This is a genomic window from Phycisphaerales bacterium (genome assembly GCA_040217175.1).
Lineage (GTDB): Bacteria > Planctomycetota > Phycisphaerae > Phycisphaerales > UBA1924 > JAHCJI01.
Genome location: JAVJNT010000002.1, coordinates 1,423,247 through 1,439,553 on the forward strand (window position 1 = coordinate 1,423,247; position 16,307 = coordinate 1,439,553).

16 protein-coding genes and 1 tRNA gene are annotated in these 16,307 nt (G+C 68.6%); 10 read left to right on the top strand and 7 right to left on the bottom strand.

Annotated elements, in window-relative coordinates; all coding sequences use genetic code 11:
• Positions 1–374 precede the first annotated feature (374 nt).
• Both rlmN and RIA68_13280 read left to right on the top strand, forming a co-directional pair.
• The gene (gene rlmN / locus RIA68_13275) at positions 375–1,562 is read left to right on the top strand and encodes a 23S rRNA (adenine(2503)-C(2))-methyltransferase RlmN (protein MEQ8318413.1); all 1,188 of its coding nucleotides are present in this window, start codon (positions 375–377) and stop codon (positions 1,560–1,562) included.
• Complete coding sequence (locus RIA68_13280) at positions 1,559–2,293, top strand: TIGR02206 family membrane protein (GenBank protein ID MEQ8318414.1); 735 nt, start codon at positions 1,559–1,561, stop codon at positions 2,291–2,293. Before rlmN ends, RIA68_13280 begins: the two co-directional genes overlap by 4 nt.
• Here RIA68_13280 and RIA68_13285 read toward each other — a convergent pair.
• Together RIA68_13285 and RIA68_13290 are read right to left on the bottom strand one after the other, a co-directional pair.
• A complete protein-coding gene (locus tag RIA68_13285) occupies positions 2,290–3,339 on the bottom strand; it encodes a hypothetical protein (GenBank protein ID MEQ8318415.1) in 1,050 nt (349 codons plus the stop codon). The genes RIA68_13280 and RIA68_13285 overlap by 4 nt on opposite strands.
• A complete protein-coding gene (locus RIA68_13290; GenBank protein MEQ8318416.1) occupies positions 3,332–4,225 on the bottom strand; it encodes a diadenylate cyclase in 894 nt (297 codons plus the stop codon). Before RIA68_13290 ends, RIA68_13285 begins: the two co-directional genes overlap by 8 nt.
• An 84-nt stretch (positions 4,226–4,309) precedes the next feature.
• On the opposite strand from RIA68_13290, the gene RIA68_13295 reads away from it, so the two are divergent.
• Together RIA68_13295 and RIA68_13300 are read left to right on the top strand one after the other, a co-directional pair.
• A complete protein-coding gene (locus tag RIA68_13295; protein MEQ8318417.1) occupies positions 4,310–4,618 on the top strand; it encodes a NifU N-terminal domain-containing protein in 309 nt (102 codons plus the stop codon).
• A complete protein-coding gene (locus tag RIA68_13300; GenBank protein MEQ8318418.1) occupies positions 4,611–5,759 on the top strand; it encodes an A/G-specific adenine glycosylase in 1,149 nt (382 codons plus the stop codon). The genes RIA68_13295 and RIA68_13300 overlap by 8 nt, the downstream gene beginning before the upstream one ends.
• A gap of 81 nt (positions 5,760–5,840) precedes the next feature.
• Here the strand turns inward: RIA68_13300 and RIA68_13305 are convergent.
• Positions 5,841–5,911 (bottom strand) — tRNA-Gln (locus RIA68_13305).
• A gap of 273 nt (positions 5,912–6,184) precedes the next feature.
• Here RIA68_13305 and RIA68_13310 point away from each other — a divergent pair.
• From RIA68_13310 to RIA68_13320, 3 genes are all read left to right on the top strand, one after another.
• Positions 6,185–7,231, top strand: a complete 1,047-nt coding sequence (locus RIA68_13310; GenBank protein ID MEQ8318419.1) for a PEP-CTERM sorting domain-containing protein — start codon at positions 6,185–6,187, stop codon at positions 7,229–7,231.
• A gap of 152 nt (positions 7,232–7,383) precedes the next feature.
• The gene (locus tag RIA68_13315; protein MEQ8318420.1) at positions 7,384–8,148 is read left to right on the top strand and encodes a GC-type dockerin domain-anchored protein; all 765 of its coding nucleotides are present in this window, start codon (positions 7,384–7,386) and stop codon (positions 8,146–8,148) included.
• A 16-nt stretch (positions 8,149–8,164) separates the two neighbouring features.
• The gene (locus tag RIA68_13320; protein ID MEQ8318421.1) at positions 8,165–8,785 is read left to right on the top strand and encodes a NeuD/PglB/VioB family sugar acetyltransferase; all 621 of its coding nucleotides are present in this window, start codon (positions 8,165–8,167) and stop codon (positions 8,783–8,785) included.
• Here the strand turns inward: RIA68_13320 and RIA68_13325 are convergent.
• Complete coding sequence (locus RIA68_13325) at positions 8,694–9,932, bottom strand: glycosyltransferase (GenBank protein MEQ8318422.1); 1,239 nt, start codon at positions 9,930–9,932, stop codon at positions 8,694–8,696. The two genes, RIA68_13320 and RIA68_13325, sit on opposite strands and share 92 nt — an antisense overlap.
• Between RIA68_13325 and RIA68_13330 the strand changes: the two genes are divergently transcribed.
• On the top strand, positions 9,914–11,035 hold the full coding sequence (locus tag RIA68_13330) for an amidohydrolase family protein (protein MEQ8318423.1): 1,122 nt from the start codon (positions 9,914–9,916) through the stop codon (positions 11,033–11,035). The genes RIA68_13325 and RIA68_13330 overlap by 19 nt on opposite strands.
• Here RIA68_13330 and RIA68_13335 read toward each other — a convergent pair whose 3' ends face one another.
• Positions 11,036–11,983: an isocitrate lyase/phosphoenolpyruvate mutase family protein gene (locus tag RIA68_13335; protein MEQ8318424.1), complete on the bottom strand. Its 948-nt coding sequence runs from the start codon at positions 11,981–11,983 to the stop codon at positions 11,036–11,038.
• A 128-nt stretch (positions 11,984–12,111) separates the two neighbouring features.
• Between RIA68_13335 and RIA68_13340 the strand changes: the two genes are divergently transcribed.
• The gene (locus RIA68_13340) at positions 12,112–13,260 is read left to right on the top strand and encodes a hypothetical protein (protein MEQ8318425.1); all 1,149 of its coding nucleotides are present in this window, start codon (positions 12,112–12,114) and stop codon (positions 13,258–13,260) included.
• A gap of 67 nt (positions 13,261–13,327) precedes the next feature.
• Positions 13,328–13,804 (top strand): ApaG domain, encoded by a 477-nt coding sequence (locus RIA68_13345; protein ID MEQ8318426.1) that lies wholly within the window; start codon positions 13,328–13,330, stop codon positions 13,802–13,804.
• Positions 13,805–13,815: 11 nt separating this feature from the next.
• On the opposite strand, the gene kynU is transcribed toward RIA68_13345, so the two are convergent.
• Both kynU and RIA68_13355 read right to left on the bottom strand, forming a co-directional pair.
• Complete coding sequence (gene kynU / locus RIA68_13350; protein ID MEQ8318427.1) at positions 13,816–15,099, bottom strand: kynureninase; 1,284 nt, start codon at positions 15,097–15,099, stop codon at positions 13,816–13,818.
• Complete coding sequence (locus RIA68_13355) at positions 15,096–16,229, bottom strand: amidohydrolase family protein (GenBank protein ID MEQ8318428.1); 1,134 nt, start codon at positions 16,227–16,229, stop codon at positions 15,096–15,098. The genes kynU and RIA68_13355 overlap by 4 nt, the downstream gene beginning before the upstream one ends.
• Between the last annotated feature and the right edge of the window lie 78 nt (positions 16,230–16,307).

A 16,307-nucleotide genomic window follows, 5' to 3' on the forward strand; every position in this document is an offset into this window, starting at 1 on the left:
ACGTCTTTCGTGAACGTGGGGGCATCCGGTATGTTGGGCGATGCCGGGATTCGTTCCGGAATCGCTTCAACAATGGGTATGGGAAAATCTCTCCCAAGAACTGCTACCTCGATGGGCAATCAACGAATTGTCGTCTTAACGCTCTCATCGCCGTGAGTCGCGAAAAGATTTCACTTCTCGTGTGCCCGATCGACGCTGACGCTGCGATCAAGACCTTGGAGAGCACGCTCATCCAGTTTCTTGAGCCGTCGTGGAACCAGCAGATACCATGGGAGAAGTGAGCAGAAGCCGCTAACAGATCCCGCCTTCGACGCCGACTTCCCGAAGGACATCAGCTCAGCCGAAGCCGTGGCCGAAAGTCCCTACCCTCCACCGTGCGTCACCCGTCCCACCACATCTTCCACCAAACCCCCGAAACGCTCCGCGATTGGTGTGCCGAGCACGGCATGCCTCCCTTCCGGGCCAAGCAGATCCTGACCTGGGTCTACGAGCGCGGCGTGGTCGATCCCGCGCTCATGACCGACCTCAGCAAGCGCGACCGTGAGACGCTCGCGGGCGAGATGGCCTTCCTCAGCGGGCCGACCGTCGCCCACCAGCTCGCTACCGACGGCACGCAGAAGCTGCTCATCGAGTGGCCCGACGACCTCAGCACGACCTCGGCCGAGCACGCGATGGTCGATACGTCCAGCCGCCTGCCGATCCTCGGGCAGGACATGCCGTACAGCAACACCGCCCGCCAGACCGAGTGCGTCATGATCCCCTGGCCGCCCAAGGGCGAGCTGCGGCCGCGCACCGATACGCGTGAGCGCCGTACGGCGTGCATCTCCAGCCAGGTCGGCTGCCCGGTCGGTTGCAAGTTCTGCGCGAGCGGGCTGGGCGGGCTCGACGGCAATCTGTCTGCCGGTCGCATCGTCGAGCAGGTCTGGCGATTGAACCAGCTTCCCGACGTCGGCCGCATCAGCAACATCGTCTTCATGGGCATGGGCGAGCCGCTGGCCAACTTCAAGAGCGTGACCCACGCCGTGCGCACGATCGCGGCGCCCTGGGGCATGGGCATCGGCGCGCGCCGCATCACGATCTCGACCGTGGGTCTGCCGCAGGCCATCGAGCGCCTGGCACGCGAACTCGACCTGCCCGTCACCCTCGCCCTCAGCCTGCACGCGCCCACCGACGAGCTGCGCCGCCAGCTCATCCCCTGGGCCGAGCACGCGACCATCGATCAGCTCCTGAGCGCCTGCCAGACGTGGTTCGACAAGACCGGCCGCGAGATCACGCTCGAGTACATCCTGCTCCGCGGCGTCAACGACCGGCCCGAGCACGCCCGCCTGCTGGCCGACCTCGCCCGCGCCATGCGGGCCAACATCAACCTCATCCGCTATAACGAGGTCCAGGGCCTGCAATTCCAGCGTCCCCGGACCGAGGACGTGCGCGCCTTCCAGGACGTGCTGACCGACGCCCGCATTTCCACCCACGTGCGCGCCAGCCGAGGCCGGGACATCGCCGCCGCGTGCGGTCAGCTCCGCCACGAGCACAACGCCGTTGGTGGGGGAGCGGGTGCGTGACGGCGCCGCCGGCATTCGCGCCCTTCACGCCCACGCACTTCATCGCCGCGGGCGCCGGCATCGCCTGCATCATCGCCTTCGTCGCCATCGGCCGCGCCTCCACGACCGCCGGCGAGCAGCGCGTCGCGCGCACGTGGGCCATCCTCTGGCTCGTCCAGCAGGCCATCACGACGGTCTACTGGCTCCTGCCGAGCAACTTCGACATCGCCAAGAGCCTGCCCCTGCACCTGTGCGACGTGGTCGGCTGGCTCGGGCCGTTCGCGCTCTTGCTCGCGCACACGCGCAGGACGCGCTGGCTGCGCACCGTGCTCTACTTCTGGGGCATCGGCCTGAGCACGCAGGCGTTCTTCACGCCCACGGTCGTGCAAGGCCCGGACGACCCGCGGTTCTGGCTCTTCTGGATCAGCCACACGCAGATCGTCGGCGCCGCGATCTACGACATCGTCGTCCGCGGCTACCGACCCGACGTGCGCGACCTCAAGGCCGCCATCATCGCCTCGCTTGCGTGGATGGTCCCGCTCGTCGTGCTGAACTGGATCACCGGCCTCAACTACGGCTACCTCGGGCCAGAGCTCGAGGGCGAGACCGTGCTCAACCTGCTGCCGCCCTGGCCCTGGCGCGTGCTCACGATGGCGGGCATCGTGCTCGTGCTCTTCACGCTGATGTGGGGCGTCTGGCCGATCGCCGGGCGCTTCATGGGCCACGCGCCCGAGGACGACGAGAGCGCTTAGCTGTCGTCGCCGGGAAGCTCGGGCTCGATGCCCGTCACCTGCACCGGCACGCGCGGGTCATCGACGACGAACGTTAGCCCTTCGACCTCGCCCGACAGCCTGGCCTCGAACTCGGCCGAGCCCTCGACCAATTCCTCGCCCTCCAGGTGCAGCGTGGCGACGACGCGGCTGCGACCCTCGGCGATCGCCCGCACCGCTTCACTCGGCCCGCTGATGCGGACGTCGCGCAGGTACGAGTCTTCCGGGGCGATGCGCACCGACCACTGCCGTAGCTGCGTGGGCGACAGCCGGATCGTGACCGGCACGCTCGACATCGTGTGCGTCTCGATCGTGTCGCGCAGGGCGAGGGTCGCCGTGACCGACTCGGGCTCGACGAGCACGAGCTCGCCCTGCCAGTCCTCGGGGATCACGAGCTGCATGTTCGAGATCTGCGCCGTGCTTCCGCCCGCGATTGCGTCGAGCTCCTCTTGAGGCACCGTGGCTTCGAGCGACTCGACGTCCGTACCGGCCAGGAGCGACGCCGGACCCGTAACCGTTGCGCTCGCTGGGTCGGCCACCGGTGGCCGCTCGAGTTCGGCCCCCGGCGCGAGCACGCGGATGGGCACGCTGCGTTCGATCAGCTCGTCCACCCGGACGTCCAGCGTCGGAGGCGTGGCGTCCTCGAGGCCCACGGCCAGCCGATCAAACACGGCGTGATCTCGGAGCGTGTCGCGCAGCGAGATCGTCTGTCGACCAACGCTCGACGAGATGCCCTCGCCGATGAGCAGCTCGATGGGTTCTTCGAAGCGCTGGCCGGCCCGCTGGAGCGCCGCGCGCGAGCCCTCGAGCCGAAGCGTCACCGCCGTGCGCCGCGTCTGCTCGGGCTCGATCCACCCGGTCAGCTGCGAGCCGGCCGGTGCGACCAGCACGAGCGTCACCGTCCGCGTATTGGTCGTCAGGCTGCGTGCCTCGGCGAAGGTCCAGATCGCGGCGCTCAGCAGAACGACCAGGACGAGCCGCAGGATGCGCGAACGAATCGTGGTCTCGCGGGCCTGCTTCTCAGCCACGGCTGGTCCCCTTGCCATCGGTGTTGCTCGTCGCACGATCCGACCTGGCCTCCTCGGCGGTCGAGGCGCGCTCGGGAACGTCCTTGCGGAGGCCCGCCTGCAGCGCACGACGGAGCTCCTCGGGCGTCATCGGGTCGGTCAGCTTGCCCCGCTCGGCGATGCGGATGCCGCCGGTCTCTTCGCTCACGATCACGACCAGTGCGTCGCACTCGCGCGAGATGCCCACCGCGGCGCGGTGCCGCGCGCCAAAGCCCGCGTCGGGCATGTCGGCCGCGCTGGCCAGCGGAAGCTGCACGCCCGCCGCGTGCACGATGGGGCCCTTGATGATGACGGCCAGATCGTGCAGCGCCGTGCCGGGAAAGAACAGGCTCTGCAACAGCCCGGCGCTCACTTCGGCGCCGAGCCGCGTCCCGCCCTCGGCCAGCCCGCCCAGGGCCGTGCGCCGCTCCATGACGATGAGGGCGCCGAACTTGGCCTTCTGGAAGTAGCTGCACGCCTCGACCACCGAGTCGACGACGTGGGCGATCTCGCCCGGCGTGCTGCGGAAGATCGGCGCCTCGCCAAGCCGCGTGAGCGCCCGGCGCAGCTCGGGCTGGAACACCACGACCAGGCCGATGGCCACGACCACGCCCGCGCGATCGAGCAGGTAGCCCAGTCGCTCGAACGCCTCTTCGCGACCGACCAGCGACAGGAAGATGCGCGCCGCCAGCCCGATGAGCACCAGGGCCACCAGGCCCTTCATGACCCCCGCGGCGCGCGTGCCCTCGATGAACCGCAGGATGGCCCAGACGACGAGCGCGATCAGCGCCAACTCGAACGCCACCTCCCACCACGCATACCCCGAGATGCGTTGCAGCGCGTTCCCGATGGCGATGGCAAGATCCACGGCGTCCGACACCCCTTCCAGAGACCGGCCTGCGGGCCGGGCCGGTCACTGTACGCTCGCCGAAGCCCTACGCTGAGGGCTCCCATGCCCCGCGTCATCGGCTTCGAAGCAACGCCCAACCCCAACGCCGTCAAGGTCCTCGTCGAGGGCACGCTCGCCGCGTCGCCACGGTCCTACCGAGAGCCGCCGGCGGGCGACTGCCCGGACGAACTTGCCCGCGCGCTGTACGCCATCCAGGGCGTCCGGGTCCTGCTCATCCACCACGAGTTCGTGACCATCGGCAAGGCCCCCGACGCGGCCTGGCCCAACATCAAGCGCAAGGCCAAGGCGGCCATCCAGGCCCATCAGCCCGACACACCAGCCCAACCCGCCGAGCCCGACCGCCGTGGCTGAGAGGTCCCCGCCCGACCTACCCGAGAGCGATCCCGCCTTCGATCGGTGGCTGACTCGATCGATCGCGGACTGGTTCGCCAGCAACGCCCGCGACCTTCCTTGGCGTATCGAGCCGCGCGACCCGTGGCTCTCGCTGATGAGCGAGATCATGCTCCAGCAGACCCAGGTCGCGCGGGTTGCCGAGCGGTTCGGTTCCTTCGCCGCGAGCTTCCCAACCCCGCGAGCGATGGCCGAGCGTCCCCTCGACGACGTGCTGGCGCTGTGGAGCGGGCTGGGCTACTACCGGCGGGCCCGCTTGCTCCATGCGTGCGCGAGCGCCATCGTCGAGCGACACGAGGGCAAGATCCCGGCAACGGTCGAAGCATTGCACGACCTGCCGGGCGTCGGGCGATACACCGCCGGGGCCGTTGCGTCGATCGCGTACGGCGTCGACGCGCCGATCGTCGACGGCAACGTGTCGCGGGTGCTGCTCCGCGTACACGGCGTCGAGGCCTCCGTTGATGGTTCTGGCGTGCAGGCCTGGGCGTGGTCGCGCGCTTCCGAGTTGGCGCGTGCGGCCGGCGGCGACGTTGCGCGCGCAAGCGAGGGCATCATGGAACTCGGCGCGACGGTCTGCACGCCCGCCGTCCCAAGGTGCGATGCGTGCCCCGTCCGGGCGAGGTGCAAAGCGCACCAGCGCGGCGCCGTCGACCGCATTCCGCTGCCAAAGAAGCGCGCTCCAAAGAAGCCTCTGTCGATCTCCGCCCTGGTGGTCACCGACCGCCGAAACCGGGTCTTGCTCGAGCAGCGACCGCCGGGCGGGCTGTGGGGTAGCCTGTGGCAACCGCCGAGCATCGAACGCGCGGCCGCCCGCCATGCCTCTCTCGACTCGACGGTGGAGTCCCTGGGCCTGGCCGGCGTGATCGCTCCGCCGACCGACCCCGCCTCATTCGGGTTCGCGACGACGCACCGGGACGTGAAGGTGCGGGTCTGGGCCTCCAGGGCCACCCACGCCGGCCGGGCACGTGCCGCCCGAGGCAAGTCAGCCGCTTGGTTCACGGGCGACGAACTCGGCTCGCTGGGCATGGCGTCGGCCCACCGGCGGATGCTGTTTGTGAGCGGTATAGCAACCAGCGGACCACGGGCGGGGCAAACCGGGTAGCACCCGGTGCCCTCGATCTCTAAGTATGCTGATGGCTTCGGCTTAGGCCGTAGTCCCCGAAACGGGGGCGTTGTGGATAAGCTGGGGATCCAGGATTCGAACCTGGACTAGATGAACCAGAATCACCGGTGCTACCATTACACCAATCCCCAAACAGGCGGCCCAAGTCTACATCCGATGGCCATCGAGTTCAACGCCCTGCGGTGCTGGTGCCTGCCTGCCACTCCGATCAATTCGGGAAAATAAGTATCGGCTGACGCCCGTAGAGGGCATGCGCAATGGTACATTGGGCAAAATTTACTGGGGAGACCGGCATCCGTCGAGTACACTTCTTGCGAAGCGTTTGCCGGGCGTGAGGATGCCCGAGACGAGCCAAGGCGGGTGCCGTCGAGCATGACGGCTCGCAAAGAGCGAGGAGACTGAAGATGACCAAGATGACGACGACCGTGGCGACGCTGTTCGCCGTAGCCGGGGCGGCACTTGCCCAAGACTCCCAGTTCCTGTTCACCAACCAGGACGACCCGGGCATCGACGGCTACATCGGTGGCGCCCAGACGCGCATCGTCGACGTGACCAACCCCGGCGCCTTCCTGGCCGGCATCGTGCAGGTGGGCTCGAGCTTCTACTTCAATGACGGCGCGGCGAACTTCGACCCCACGCTGACCAGCGGCCTCTTCCGCCTTGACGACGCGTTCGGCACGCCCTCGATCACGCCCATCGCCACCGGCCTGCCCATCGAGAACCCGATCGGCCTGCAGTGGGACGCCGGTCTGAACAACTTCATCACCGTCAACAACCCGTTCTCGCCGGGCTCGGGCAGCGTGGACGGCGTGCTGGGCATCACGCCCGGCGGCACGGTGTCGACCGTGTTCACCGAAGACCTCTCGCTGCCGCGGCCTCGCTATCAGGCCGGCGCTCGTTTGGCCCAGGAGTCATCGGGCAGCTACCTCATCCCCAGCCTGAACGGCAGCGCCGCCGTCGTGGGGACGGGCGAGCTCGGCAACGGCAGCGCCCTCTTCCGGCTGGACGTCGACGGTTCGCTCTCGGGCACGGCGAACCTCGTGGTTGACCTGGCCGATACGTCGGTTACGGGCCTGGCCGATCCGCTGCTCGACACCGCCGGCATCGCCATCAATCCGAACACCGGGCTGGTCTACCTGACCGATCGCAACGCCGGCGCGATCTACGAGATGACGCTCGACGGCACCGGTGCGTTCGACTCGATCCGAGTGCTGATCGACGGGCTCACCGAGCCAGAAGAAATCCAGTACGACCCGTTCAACGATCGCCTCGTGTTCGACGAGAACTTCGCCGGCGATCTCGGCCGCATCAGCCAGGTCGAGCTCGACGGCTCGGGCGTCACCGTCCTGATCGACGACGTCGACACCCGTGGCATCGTCATCATCCCCGCGCCGGCCTCGCTGGCGTTGCTGGGCCTGGGCGGGCTCGCCGCCACGCGTCGCCGCCGCTGATCGATCCGAAACGCAACGCGGACCCGTGCCGCGGCGTACAACCTTGACCAGACCGATGGCCGATGGGTGCTGCCCGCCGGCCATCGTTGTTTCCAGGGCGGGCGTTCGCTTCCGATCGCCGCTCAAGAGTGGTTCAGCATGGAGAGATGCAGATGATCGGACCTCGTACCCGCGTTGCGTGCCTGCTCGTCTTGGTTGCGCCCACCGTGGCGATGGCCGAAGAGACCGGCTTCGACGGCTTCTCTTCGGGCTTCCTTGGCCGCACGTTCGAGGACGGTGGCATCACGTTCTCGGAGAACCTTTGGTTCCCCGGCGGCAACCAGGTCCAGTTCGCGGCCACCAACGGCACGGGTTCGATCAGCTCGTTCCCCGAGTTCAGCCCGGTCAACGTCATGACAACCGGCTCGTGGTCGAGCGGTCCGGTGCTGGGCTTCACGCGCACCCACCAGTGGATCGCCACCATCGGCGAGACCGCGAGCAGCGCGCGGATCGACGTCTTCTGGCTCGGACGCTCGAATTGGGAGGGCACCGACGTCTGCCTCGAAGGGCTCGTCGGCGATGACGTGGTCGTGAGCGACTGCTTCATCCACCCGGGCGTGACGCCCGACGACATCCAGCACACCCGCATGGAGATCTCCGGCGTCGAGTTCGAGCGCATCCGCTTCATCTGCCGCGGAGGCACCGTGCCGGGCGAGCTCGACGGCATCCTCGCGGTATTCGACAACGTGACCATCGAGGCGGGCGGCACCTGCCGGGCCGACATCGACGGCGACGGCGAGTTGACCATCTTCGACTTCCTGGGCTACCAGAACCTCTTCGACGCCGGCGACCTGCAGGCCGACTTCGACGGCGACGGCGAATTGACCATCTTCGACTTCCTCGCCTTCCAGAACGAGTTCGACGCCGGCTGCGGCTGATGCCGATAGCAAGAGCATGAGCAACCCGGTCATCCTGGTCGGCGGCGGCGGGCATGCGAGAGTCGTGGCCGATGCCGCACGCGCCGCTGGCATTGCCGTCGCCGGCTTCGTCGACGACGCGCCCGACGCACGCGTGCCGGGCCTGGAGCACCTCGGCCCGATCGAGCGCGCCGGCCAGCACTGGCACCTTTGCATCGGCGACGTCGCCACCCGCGTTCGCGTGCTCGACTCGCTGCACGGATCGGGCGTCACGATCGTGCATCCGACCGCGATCTTCAGCCCGAGCGCCGCACTCGACGCCGGCGTGTTCATCGGCCCGGGCGCCATCGTCAACGCTGAGGCGCGGATCGACGCCTCCGCCATTGTCAACAGCGGTGCGATCATCGAGCACGATGCCCGTGTCGGTCGAGCCAGCCACGTCGCGCCAGCGGCCGTGCTGTGCGGGGCGGCAGCGGTGGGGCATGGCTGCCTCGTTGGAGCCGGGGCGATCCTGCTGCCGGGCGTCGAGATCGGCCATGATGCGATGGTCGGCGCCGGCGCGGTCGTCAGGGAGTCGGTTCCTGCTGGCTGCGTTGCGGTAGGGTCTCCGGCTCGGGTGCTCGAGCAGGGAGATGCGCGGCAAGCACCGCCTCGATAGCCGCCTCGAACGGCGCTTCGCCGAACCGCTGGGCATTCTCGACGCACGCGGCTGGATCGCAGCTCGCTGCACGCTGCGCCGCCTCGGCCAGTCCCTCGGCCGACCCATCGCACAGCATGCCCGTCTCGCCGTCCTGCACGATGTCGAGTGCGCCGCCCTCGCCCCTGGCTGCGATCGGCAGCCCGCACGCCTGGGCCTCGACCGCGGTGATGCCGAAGTCCTCGACCTGCGGGAAGAGCAGGACCGAGGCCGTGCGCATCTCCTCGCGCAACGCCTCGTCGCTGAGGCGGCCCGTGAACCGCACGTTCGGTGGTGCGGCACGCTCGAGGTCTGCCCGCACGCTGCCGTCACCGACGATGCGGAGCTGAGCCCCGGCCTTCCTTGCCGCCTCGATCGCGACGTCGAACCGCTTGTAGGGCTCGATGGCGCCGACCGCCAGCCAGTGCTGGCCGCGCGGCCCGTCACTGGGCGTGAAGAACGCCGTTCGCGCGGGCGGATGGATGACCGTCGCCTCCCTGCCGTAGGCCTGTTCGATCTGCCCGGCAACGTGCGTCGAGTTCGCGATGAAGGTGCTGACGTGCGCCGCCGTCGAGCGATCCCATGCGCGTAGCGACCGGCCGAACACGCGCAGGCCGAGGCGTTGCAGCGTTCCGCCGTACTGGTCGGCCTGTGACCACAAGTACCGCGCCGGGCTGTGGCAATAGCACACGTGGGGCACGCCGGGCGGCGGGCACAGACCCTTGATCGCGGCCGAGCTGGTGGAGACCAAGAGGTCGATGCCCCGCCGGCGGTGCATCATCGCCAGCCGATCCGTGAGCTGCCCGACCATCGCCGGATACAACGGCAGCATCCAACGTCGGGCCCGGAGCGCCCCGGGCAAGCCTCCGAGCGTCGCAACCTGCCGCGGCAGGGCGTCGAGCTCGGGCGTCAGCGGCCCGCCGTCGTCGAACATCGTCAGGAGGGCCTCGACGTGCCCCAGCCCGGACGCAGCTCGCGCGACGTGGTGCAACACGCGTTCCCCGCCACGCAGGCCCACCAGCCAGTCGTGCGCGAGGACGATGCGCGGGCGATCCCCAGATTCCGATCCCGGGGAATCTTCGGTCCCTTCGCGGGGGTTTAGAGTGGACGATGACCCAGCCGCATGCATCACAGACTGTACGGGCGACCCCGGCCAACCTGCTCGGGCTCGATTACCAGGCCGAGGCCGAGCGCTTCGGCCCGCCCGTCGTGCCGATCATCGACAGCCACGCCCACATCAACGGCTCGAAGGCCGTCAGGGTCTACGAGCGTGCGATGGACGCCTACGGCGTGAAGCGCGTGTACTCGCAGACGCAGATGTCCCAGGCCGCCGCGATGCGCGACGCGCTGGGCGAGAAGATCCGATTCGTGGCCATCCCCGAGTACATGGCCGACGACCGGCGTCGTGCGATGCGCGAGGGCTTCTTCGAGAACATGCGACGCTTCCACGGTGAGTTCGGCTCGCGGATGATCAAGTTCTGGGCCGCCCCGCGGCTGCGAGACATGCTCGACCCGGTGGCCGACGCCGACATCATCCGCATCGACAGCCCGCTGCGGCGAGACCTGGCTGCCGAGGCGGTTGAGATGGGCTACATGTTCCAGGCCCACATCGCCGACCCCGACACGTGGTTTGCCACCAAGTACGCCGACGCGGGCAAGTACGGCACGAAGCTCGAGCACTACGAGCCCTTGGAGCGCATGGCCGACGACTTCCCGGTACCCTGGCTCGTCGCGCACATGGGCGGCTGGCCCGAGGACCTCGTGTTCCTCGACGGGTTGCTCACGCGTCACCCGAACATCCACCTCGATTCATCGGCGACGAAGTGGATGGTGCGCGAGCTCAGCAAGCACCCGCGCGACGAGTTCATCGCCTTCCTTGAGAAGTGGCGCGGCCGCGTCCTCTTCGGATCCGACATCGTCACGCTCGACGACCACTTCGAGACCAGCGACGACGCCAACAGCCGCTTTGGCGCCCACCAGGCCAGCGGCGAGGCCGAGGCCTTTGACCTTTACGCAAGCCGGTATTGGGCCTTAAGGACGATGTACGAGCGCGAGTACGAAGGCCAGAGCCCGATAGCCGACCCCGACCTGGCGATGATCGACCCCGAAAATTACGACTCGATGAGCTCACCCAGGCTCCGGGGCTTCAATCTGCCCAAGGACCTGCTCGAGGTGGTCTACGCCGGAGCCGCCGAAGCGTTGCTCGAGAAGTGGTGGGCCGAGCACCCGTAGTTATCTGAACGCCCAGGGCTCTCCGGGCGTGTAGCCGAGCAGGTCGTAGAGCTCTTCCCGCGTCTGCATGGCGTCCAGGCTTGCATCGACGCTGCCGGTCTTGGCAAGTCCAGCCAGCATCCGGTCGACCGCGCCCATCGCGATGCGCAGCGTCGAGACGGGGAAGATGACCAGGTGGTAGCCCAGCTGCGCGAAGCGATCGCGCGGGATGATCGGTGTCTTGCCGAACTCGGTCATGTTGGCCAGCATGTACGGCGGGCGGCCCGCGCCGCCGACCTCGATCTCGCGCATCGCGCCGGCGAAGGCCTCGAACTCGCCCTCGTCCTTGAGGCCCTCGGGGAAGACCATGCTCGCGCCGGCCCGTACGTACCGGATGGCGCGGTCGATGGCGTCGTCCATGCCGCTCACGCCACGGGCGTCGGTGCGCGCGCAGACGATGAAGTCCGGGTCGCCGCTCTCGAGCGTCGCCCGCGCCGCCCACTCGATCTTGCTCACGGCCTGCTCGACCGGCAGCAGCGTCTTGCCGTCCAGGTGCCCGCAGCGCTTCGGAAACACTTGGTCTTCCAGGTGCAGTCCCGCCGCACCGGCACGCTGGTACTCCATCACCGTCCGGCGGGTCATCTCCTCTTCGCCGAAGCCGGTGTCGGCGTCGGCGATCACCGGCAGCGCCGCTCCGCCGGCCTCGAGCCTCGAGCCGTCGACCACCTCACGCACGGTGGCAACGAACCGGTCGAGCGTCAGCAGGCCGACGTCGGGCACGCCCGCGGCCGCGCTCGTGGCCGCGCCGGACACGTACGCCGCCTCGAAGCCGTGCCGCGCGACGGCCCGGGCGGTCAGGCCGTTGAAGGCCCCCGGCGCCATGACGCAGCCGGCGTTCATGAGGGCTCGGAGGCGGGTCGCGGGCGATGGAGCGGTCGTTTGTCCGGATTTTGTCATGGTTTCAGTCATTCTGACATCGTAGGAATGCGGCTTATGACGGTTGGCGCGATTTTTCGGCCTCGGCCATATTGGACTGAACTCGGGTTTGCGGACGGTCGATCCACTGGGCGAGAGGACACGCCAGACCGGAGCAAGCCATGAGCAGCATCGAAGAACACACCGTGGCCGATGACACCCGCGAAGACGCCTACGAGGACACCCGAGAGGATGCCTGCGGGGACACCTGCGAAGGGTGCTCGTGCGAGGAGGATGCCATCGCCGGACGCGTCGGGGTCACCGTCGAGGGTGAGCCCGACGAGGTCGACGCCCTGACGCGCGGCTTGCTCGGCAGCTTCTCGCGATTCATCGAGACCGGCGACGACGAGGACGAGAACGACGGCCACGACGAAACCCACGTCGACGTCGATGAAGCCGAACCCACGGCCGAGTCCAGCGCTGCCGATCACCAATCCGCCGAGCCGGCGGGGCTTCCACGAGAGGAGCGGCCCGAAGGCGCGGCGCTCGACGAGGCCCTGGGACGCGTGGAGTCGGCGATGGCGGCGCTGGTCTCGGCCGTTCCAAGCCTCGAAGAGCGACTCACCGGCGTCGAGGCCCAGGTGCAAGCGGGTGTTGGCATCGGCGATGGCGTGCCCGAGGGCGTCGATCGCAACGCCGTCGCGGGCCGGCTGAAGGATCGACTCGCCGACGTCGACCGCGAGTGCAAGCGGCTGGCGAGCGTGCCGATCGAGCGCATCGAAGCGCGCGTCGCGTCGGCCGAGCGATCGCTGGGCCGGCTCATCGAGCGCGCCGAGACCGTACTCGGTGCATGCGAGGCCCAGCGCGAGGCAGCCGAAGGCGTAGCCGATCGGTTGACCGAACTGGCTGCGGCGCTCGAGCCCTGGACCGAACTGCTCGACCTGCGCGAGAACGAGGACGGGATGCCCAAGCCACTGGCGGCGCTCCTGCGCATCGCCGGCGCCGAGTTGTCGCGCGAGATGGCCGGCGTACGCGGCAGCCTCGAGCAGTTCGCCGGCGTACTCGACCTGTCCGGCACCGAGCCTGAGATCGAGCAGATCGAAGCCACCAACGGCGGCGGCGTGCAGGAGGGAGACATCGTGGCGCCTCAAGGACCAGGCGAGGACGGCTCGCGCAAGCGCAGCCGTCGGAAGAATGGCAAGTCCAGGGCGGTGCGCGTCAAGGGCGCCGACGCCGAGACGCCGCGTCGTGGCGCCTCCGATCGCCGCTTATCGGCCGAAGCGCGGCTGCGAGCGCGCAGCCGGGCCGAGGGTCGCCCACCGCGGCGCTAGTCGCGCGCTAGGGTTCATGCGACGACTCGCTCGCGGGCCACGGGCCTGCAAGGGGAGGCCGCCGCCGATGGACCCGATTGGATCGCACACCACCAGCAGCGTCGAGCCCGGACGCCATGGCTCCGATACGACCACGCGCGTCCCAACGGAAGCCGGCGACGGCTGGGTGCGCATCCGCGTTCGGCCCGAGTACCTGCCGGCGCGCAGCGATCCAGGCCAGCCCATGCACGTCTTCGGCTACCGCGTGCTCGTCGAATACGACGCGCCCTCCGAAGCCCCTCCCATCCAGCTCGTTGACCGCCAGTGGCGCATCATCGACGCGCACGGCGTCGACGAGGTCGTGCGGGGCGAAGGCCTCGTGGGCCAGCAGCCCATCCTCAGGCCCGGCGGCCACTTCGAGTATGCCAGCTACTGCCCGCTCCGCTCGAGCTGGGGCACGATGGAGGGTCGGTACGGCCTGGTCACGCTCGATCGGTCAGACGAGCCGACCGCTCGGCACGAGGTCGAGGTCGACCGCTTCTTCATCGTCGCCGAGTCCGAGTGACCCAAAAGAGATCAGGCGTTCGCCGGCGATGTCACGCGCGCGATGGTGGTCGCCGCACGCGCCACGTCCTCGAACGTGTTGTACAGGGGCACGGGCGCAAGACGGATGACGTCCGGCTCGCGGAAGTCAGCGACCACGCCGTGCTGCTGCAGCGCTTCGCGGATGTCTCTGGCCCGGTCGCCGAACGAGATCGAGAGCTGGCAGCCGCGCTGATCCGGGTCGTCGGGCGTGATGATGCGGGCTGCAGGCGCGATGGCGGTGATCGATCGCTCCAGGAAGCCGGTGAGCGCCAGGCTCTTCTCGCGGAGCGCCGACATGCCCACGCGGTCAAAGATCTCCAGCGACGCGGCGAGTGGGGCCATCGCGAGGATCGGCGGGTTGCAGAGCTGCCAGCCGTCGGCGCCCTCGCGGGGCACGAAGCCGCTCTCCATCTTGAAGCGTGTGGTCGGGTCGTTGCCCCACCAGCCGGCCAGGCGTGGGATGCCGGCGTTCCTGGCGTGCCGTTCGTGCACGAAGCAACCGGCGATCGCCCCCGGGCCGGCGTTGCAGTACTTGTAGCTGCACCATACGGCAAAGTCGGCCCCGCAGTCGTGCAGCTGCAGCGGCACGTTGCCCGCCGCGTGCGCGCAGTCCCAGCCGACCCGCGCCCCAGCCCGGTGCCCCGCCTCGGTGATGGCGGGCATGTCGAACCACTGGCCCGTGCGATACTGCACGCCGGCGAGCATGACGAGCGCCAGCGTGTCACCCGCGTCCTCGATCGCGCCGACGACGTCGTCGGTCCGCAGGGTGTCCTCGCCCTGGCGAGGGCGCAGGCGGATGATGTTGGTCTTGGCATCGAGCCCGCGATGATGGACGTGGCTCTCCACCGCGTAGTCGTCGCTCGGGAAGAGCGCGTCTTCCACCATGATCTTCGTACGCTCGCCCTGCGGCTGGTAGAAGCTGGCCATCATCAGGTGAAGGTTGGCCGTCAGGCCGTTCATCATGACGACCTCCCCCGGCTGAGCGCCGACCAACCTCGCTCCCGTCTCGCGGAAGCGTTCGTGGTAGCTGAACCAGGGGTGCTTCCCATTGAGGTGCGCATCGACGCCGAGGGTCGCCCAGTCGTCGAGTTCCTGCGTCACCGCGTCGCGAGCACTCAGGGGCATGAGTCCCAGCGAGTTGCCGGTGAAGTAGGCAACGTCGTTACCCGAATCGTCCTTGGGGATCGCGAACAGCGAACGCTCACGCTTCAGCGGATCCGACGCGTCGAGCTTCCGGGCCTCATCGAACAAGCCGTCGTGGTGGGCTTCGCTCACTTGCCGGTCTCCGCGGGAAAGGTCGCCGGCCGCTCGCGCGCCGCCTTGCGTTCTTCGAGCAACCCCGGGAATCGCTCGGCCTCCATGCCCAGGAACTCAAGGGCCGAGCCGCTCAGCAATTGCCGCTTGGTCTTGTCGGTCAGGTCGTACATCGAGTCGACCATGGCGCCGGGCCGGGCTTCGCCCAGCGGGAACGGATAGTCGCTGCCGAGTGCTACGCGACGCTCGTCCATCATCGCGACCAGGTACCGAAGCGCGTTGCGGCTGTACACCGCAGAGTCGACCCAGAACCGCGCGGGCTGGCCGTAGTCGGCCAGGTAGCTCCACGGATTCTGCGCACAATCGACGGCCACGATGTCGGGCCGGCTGTTGTACCCATGCTCGATGCGGCCGATGGTGTAGGGGAACGAGCCGCCGCCGTGCGCGAAGCACACGCGAAGATCGGGCAGGCGGTCGAACACCCCGCCGAAGACCATCGCGCACACGGCCCGCGCCGTCTCGGCGGGCATGCCCACCAGCCATGGCAGCCAGTACTTGCCCATCTGGTCGCGGCCCATCATGTCCCACGGGTGCACGAGGATCGAGGCACCCAGGTCTTGGCATGCGGCGAACACGTCCAGCAGCGCCGGCTCCCACAGGTTCCAGTCGGGCGCGCCGGGCCGTTCGATGTGGCTGCCGATCTGGATGCCGGCCATGCCCAGGTCCTTCATGCACCGCTCGAGCTCGGCGATCGCGAGCTTGGGGTCCTGCATCGGCAGCGTGCCGAGTGCGATGAACCGGTCGGGGTGCTCGCGACATCGCTCGGCCAGATCGTCATTGAGGTACCGCGACACTTCCAACGCGTCCTCGGCCTTCGCCCAATACCCGAACATCACGGGCACCGTCGAGACCACCTGCACCTGCACGTTGTGCAGCTCCATGTCCTTCAGGCGAGGCTCGGCGTGCAGGCAATTCGGCTTCACGTCGCGGAAGAACGTGCCGTCGATCGACATCCGGGCCCCGCCGGCGAATTGGCCCGGGTCGTCGCTGGGGATCGGCGTCAGGTTCACCCACCCCCCATAGCCGAACTTGGCGGCGTAGTCGGGGATGGTGGCGGGCAGCATGTGGGTGTGCAGGTCGATCTTGAACATGACAGGGCAGTGTATGGGGAGCGGGCGGAGCACGACGCATCGAAGCCCCGGCATCGGCACCCTGCGCCCGGCACATCC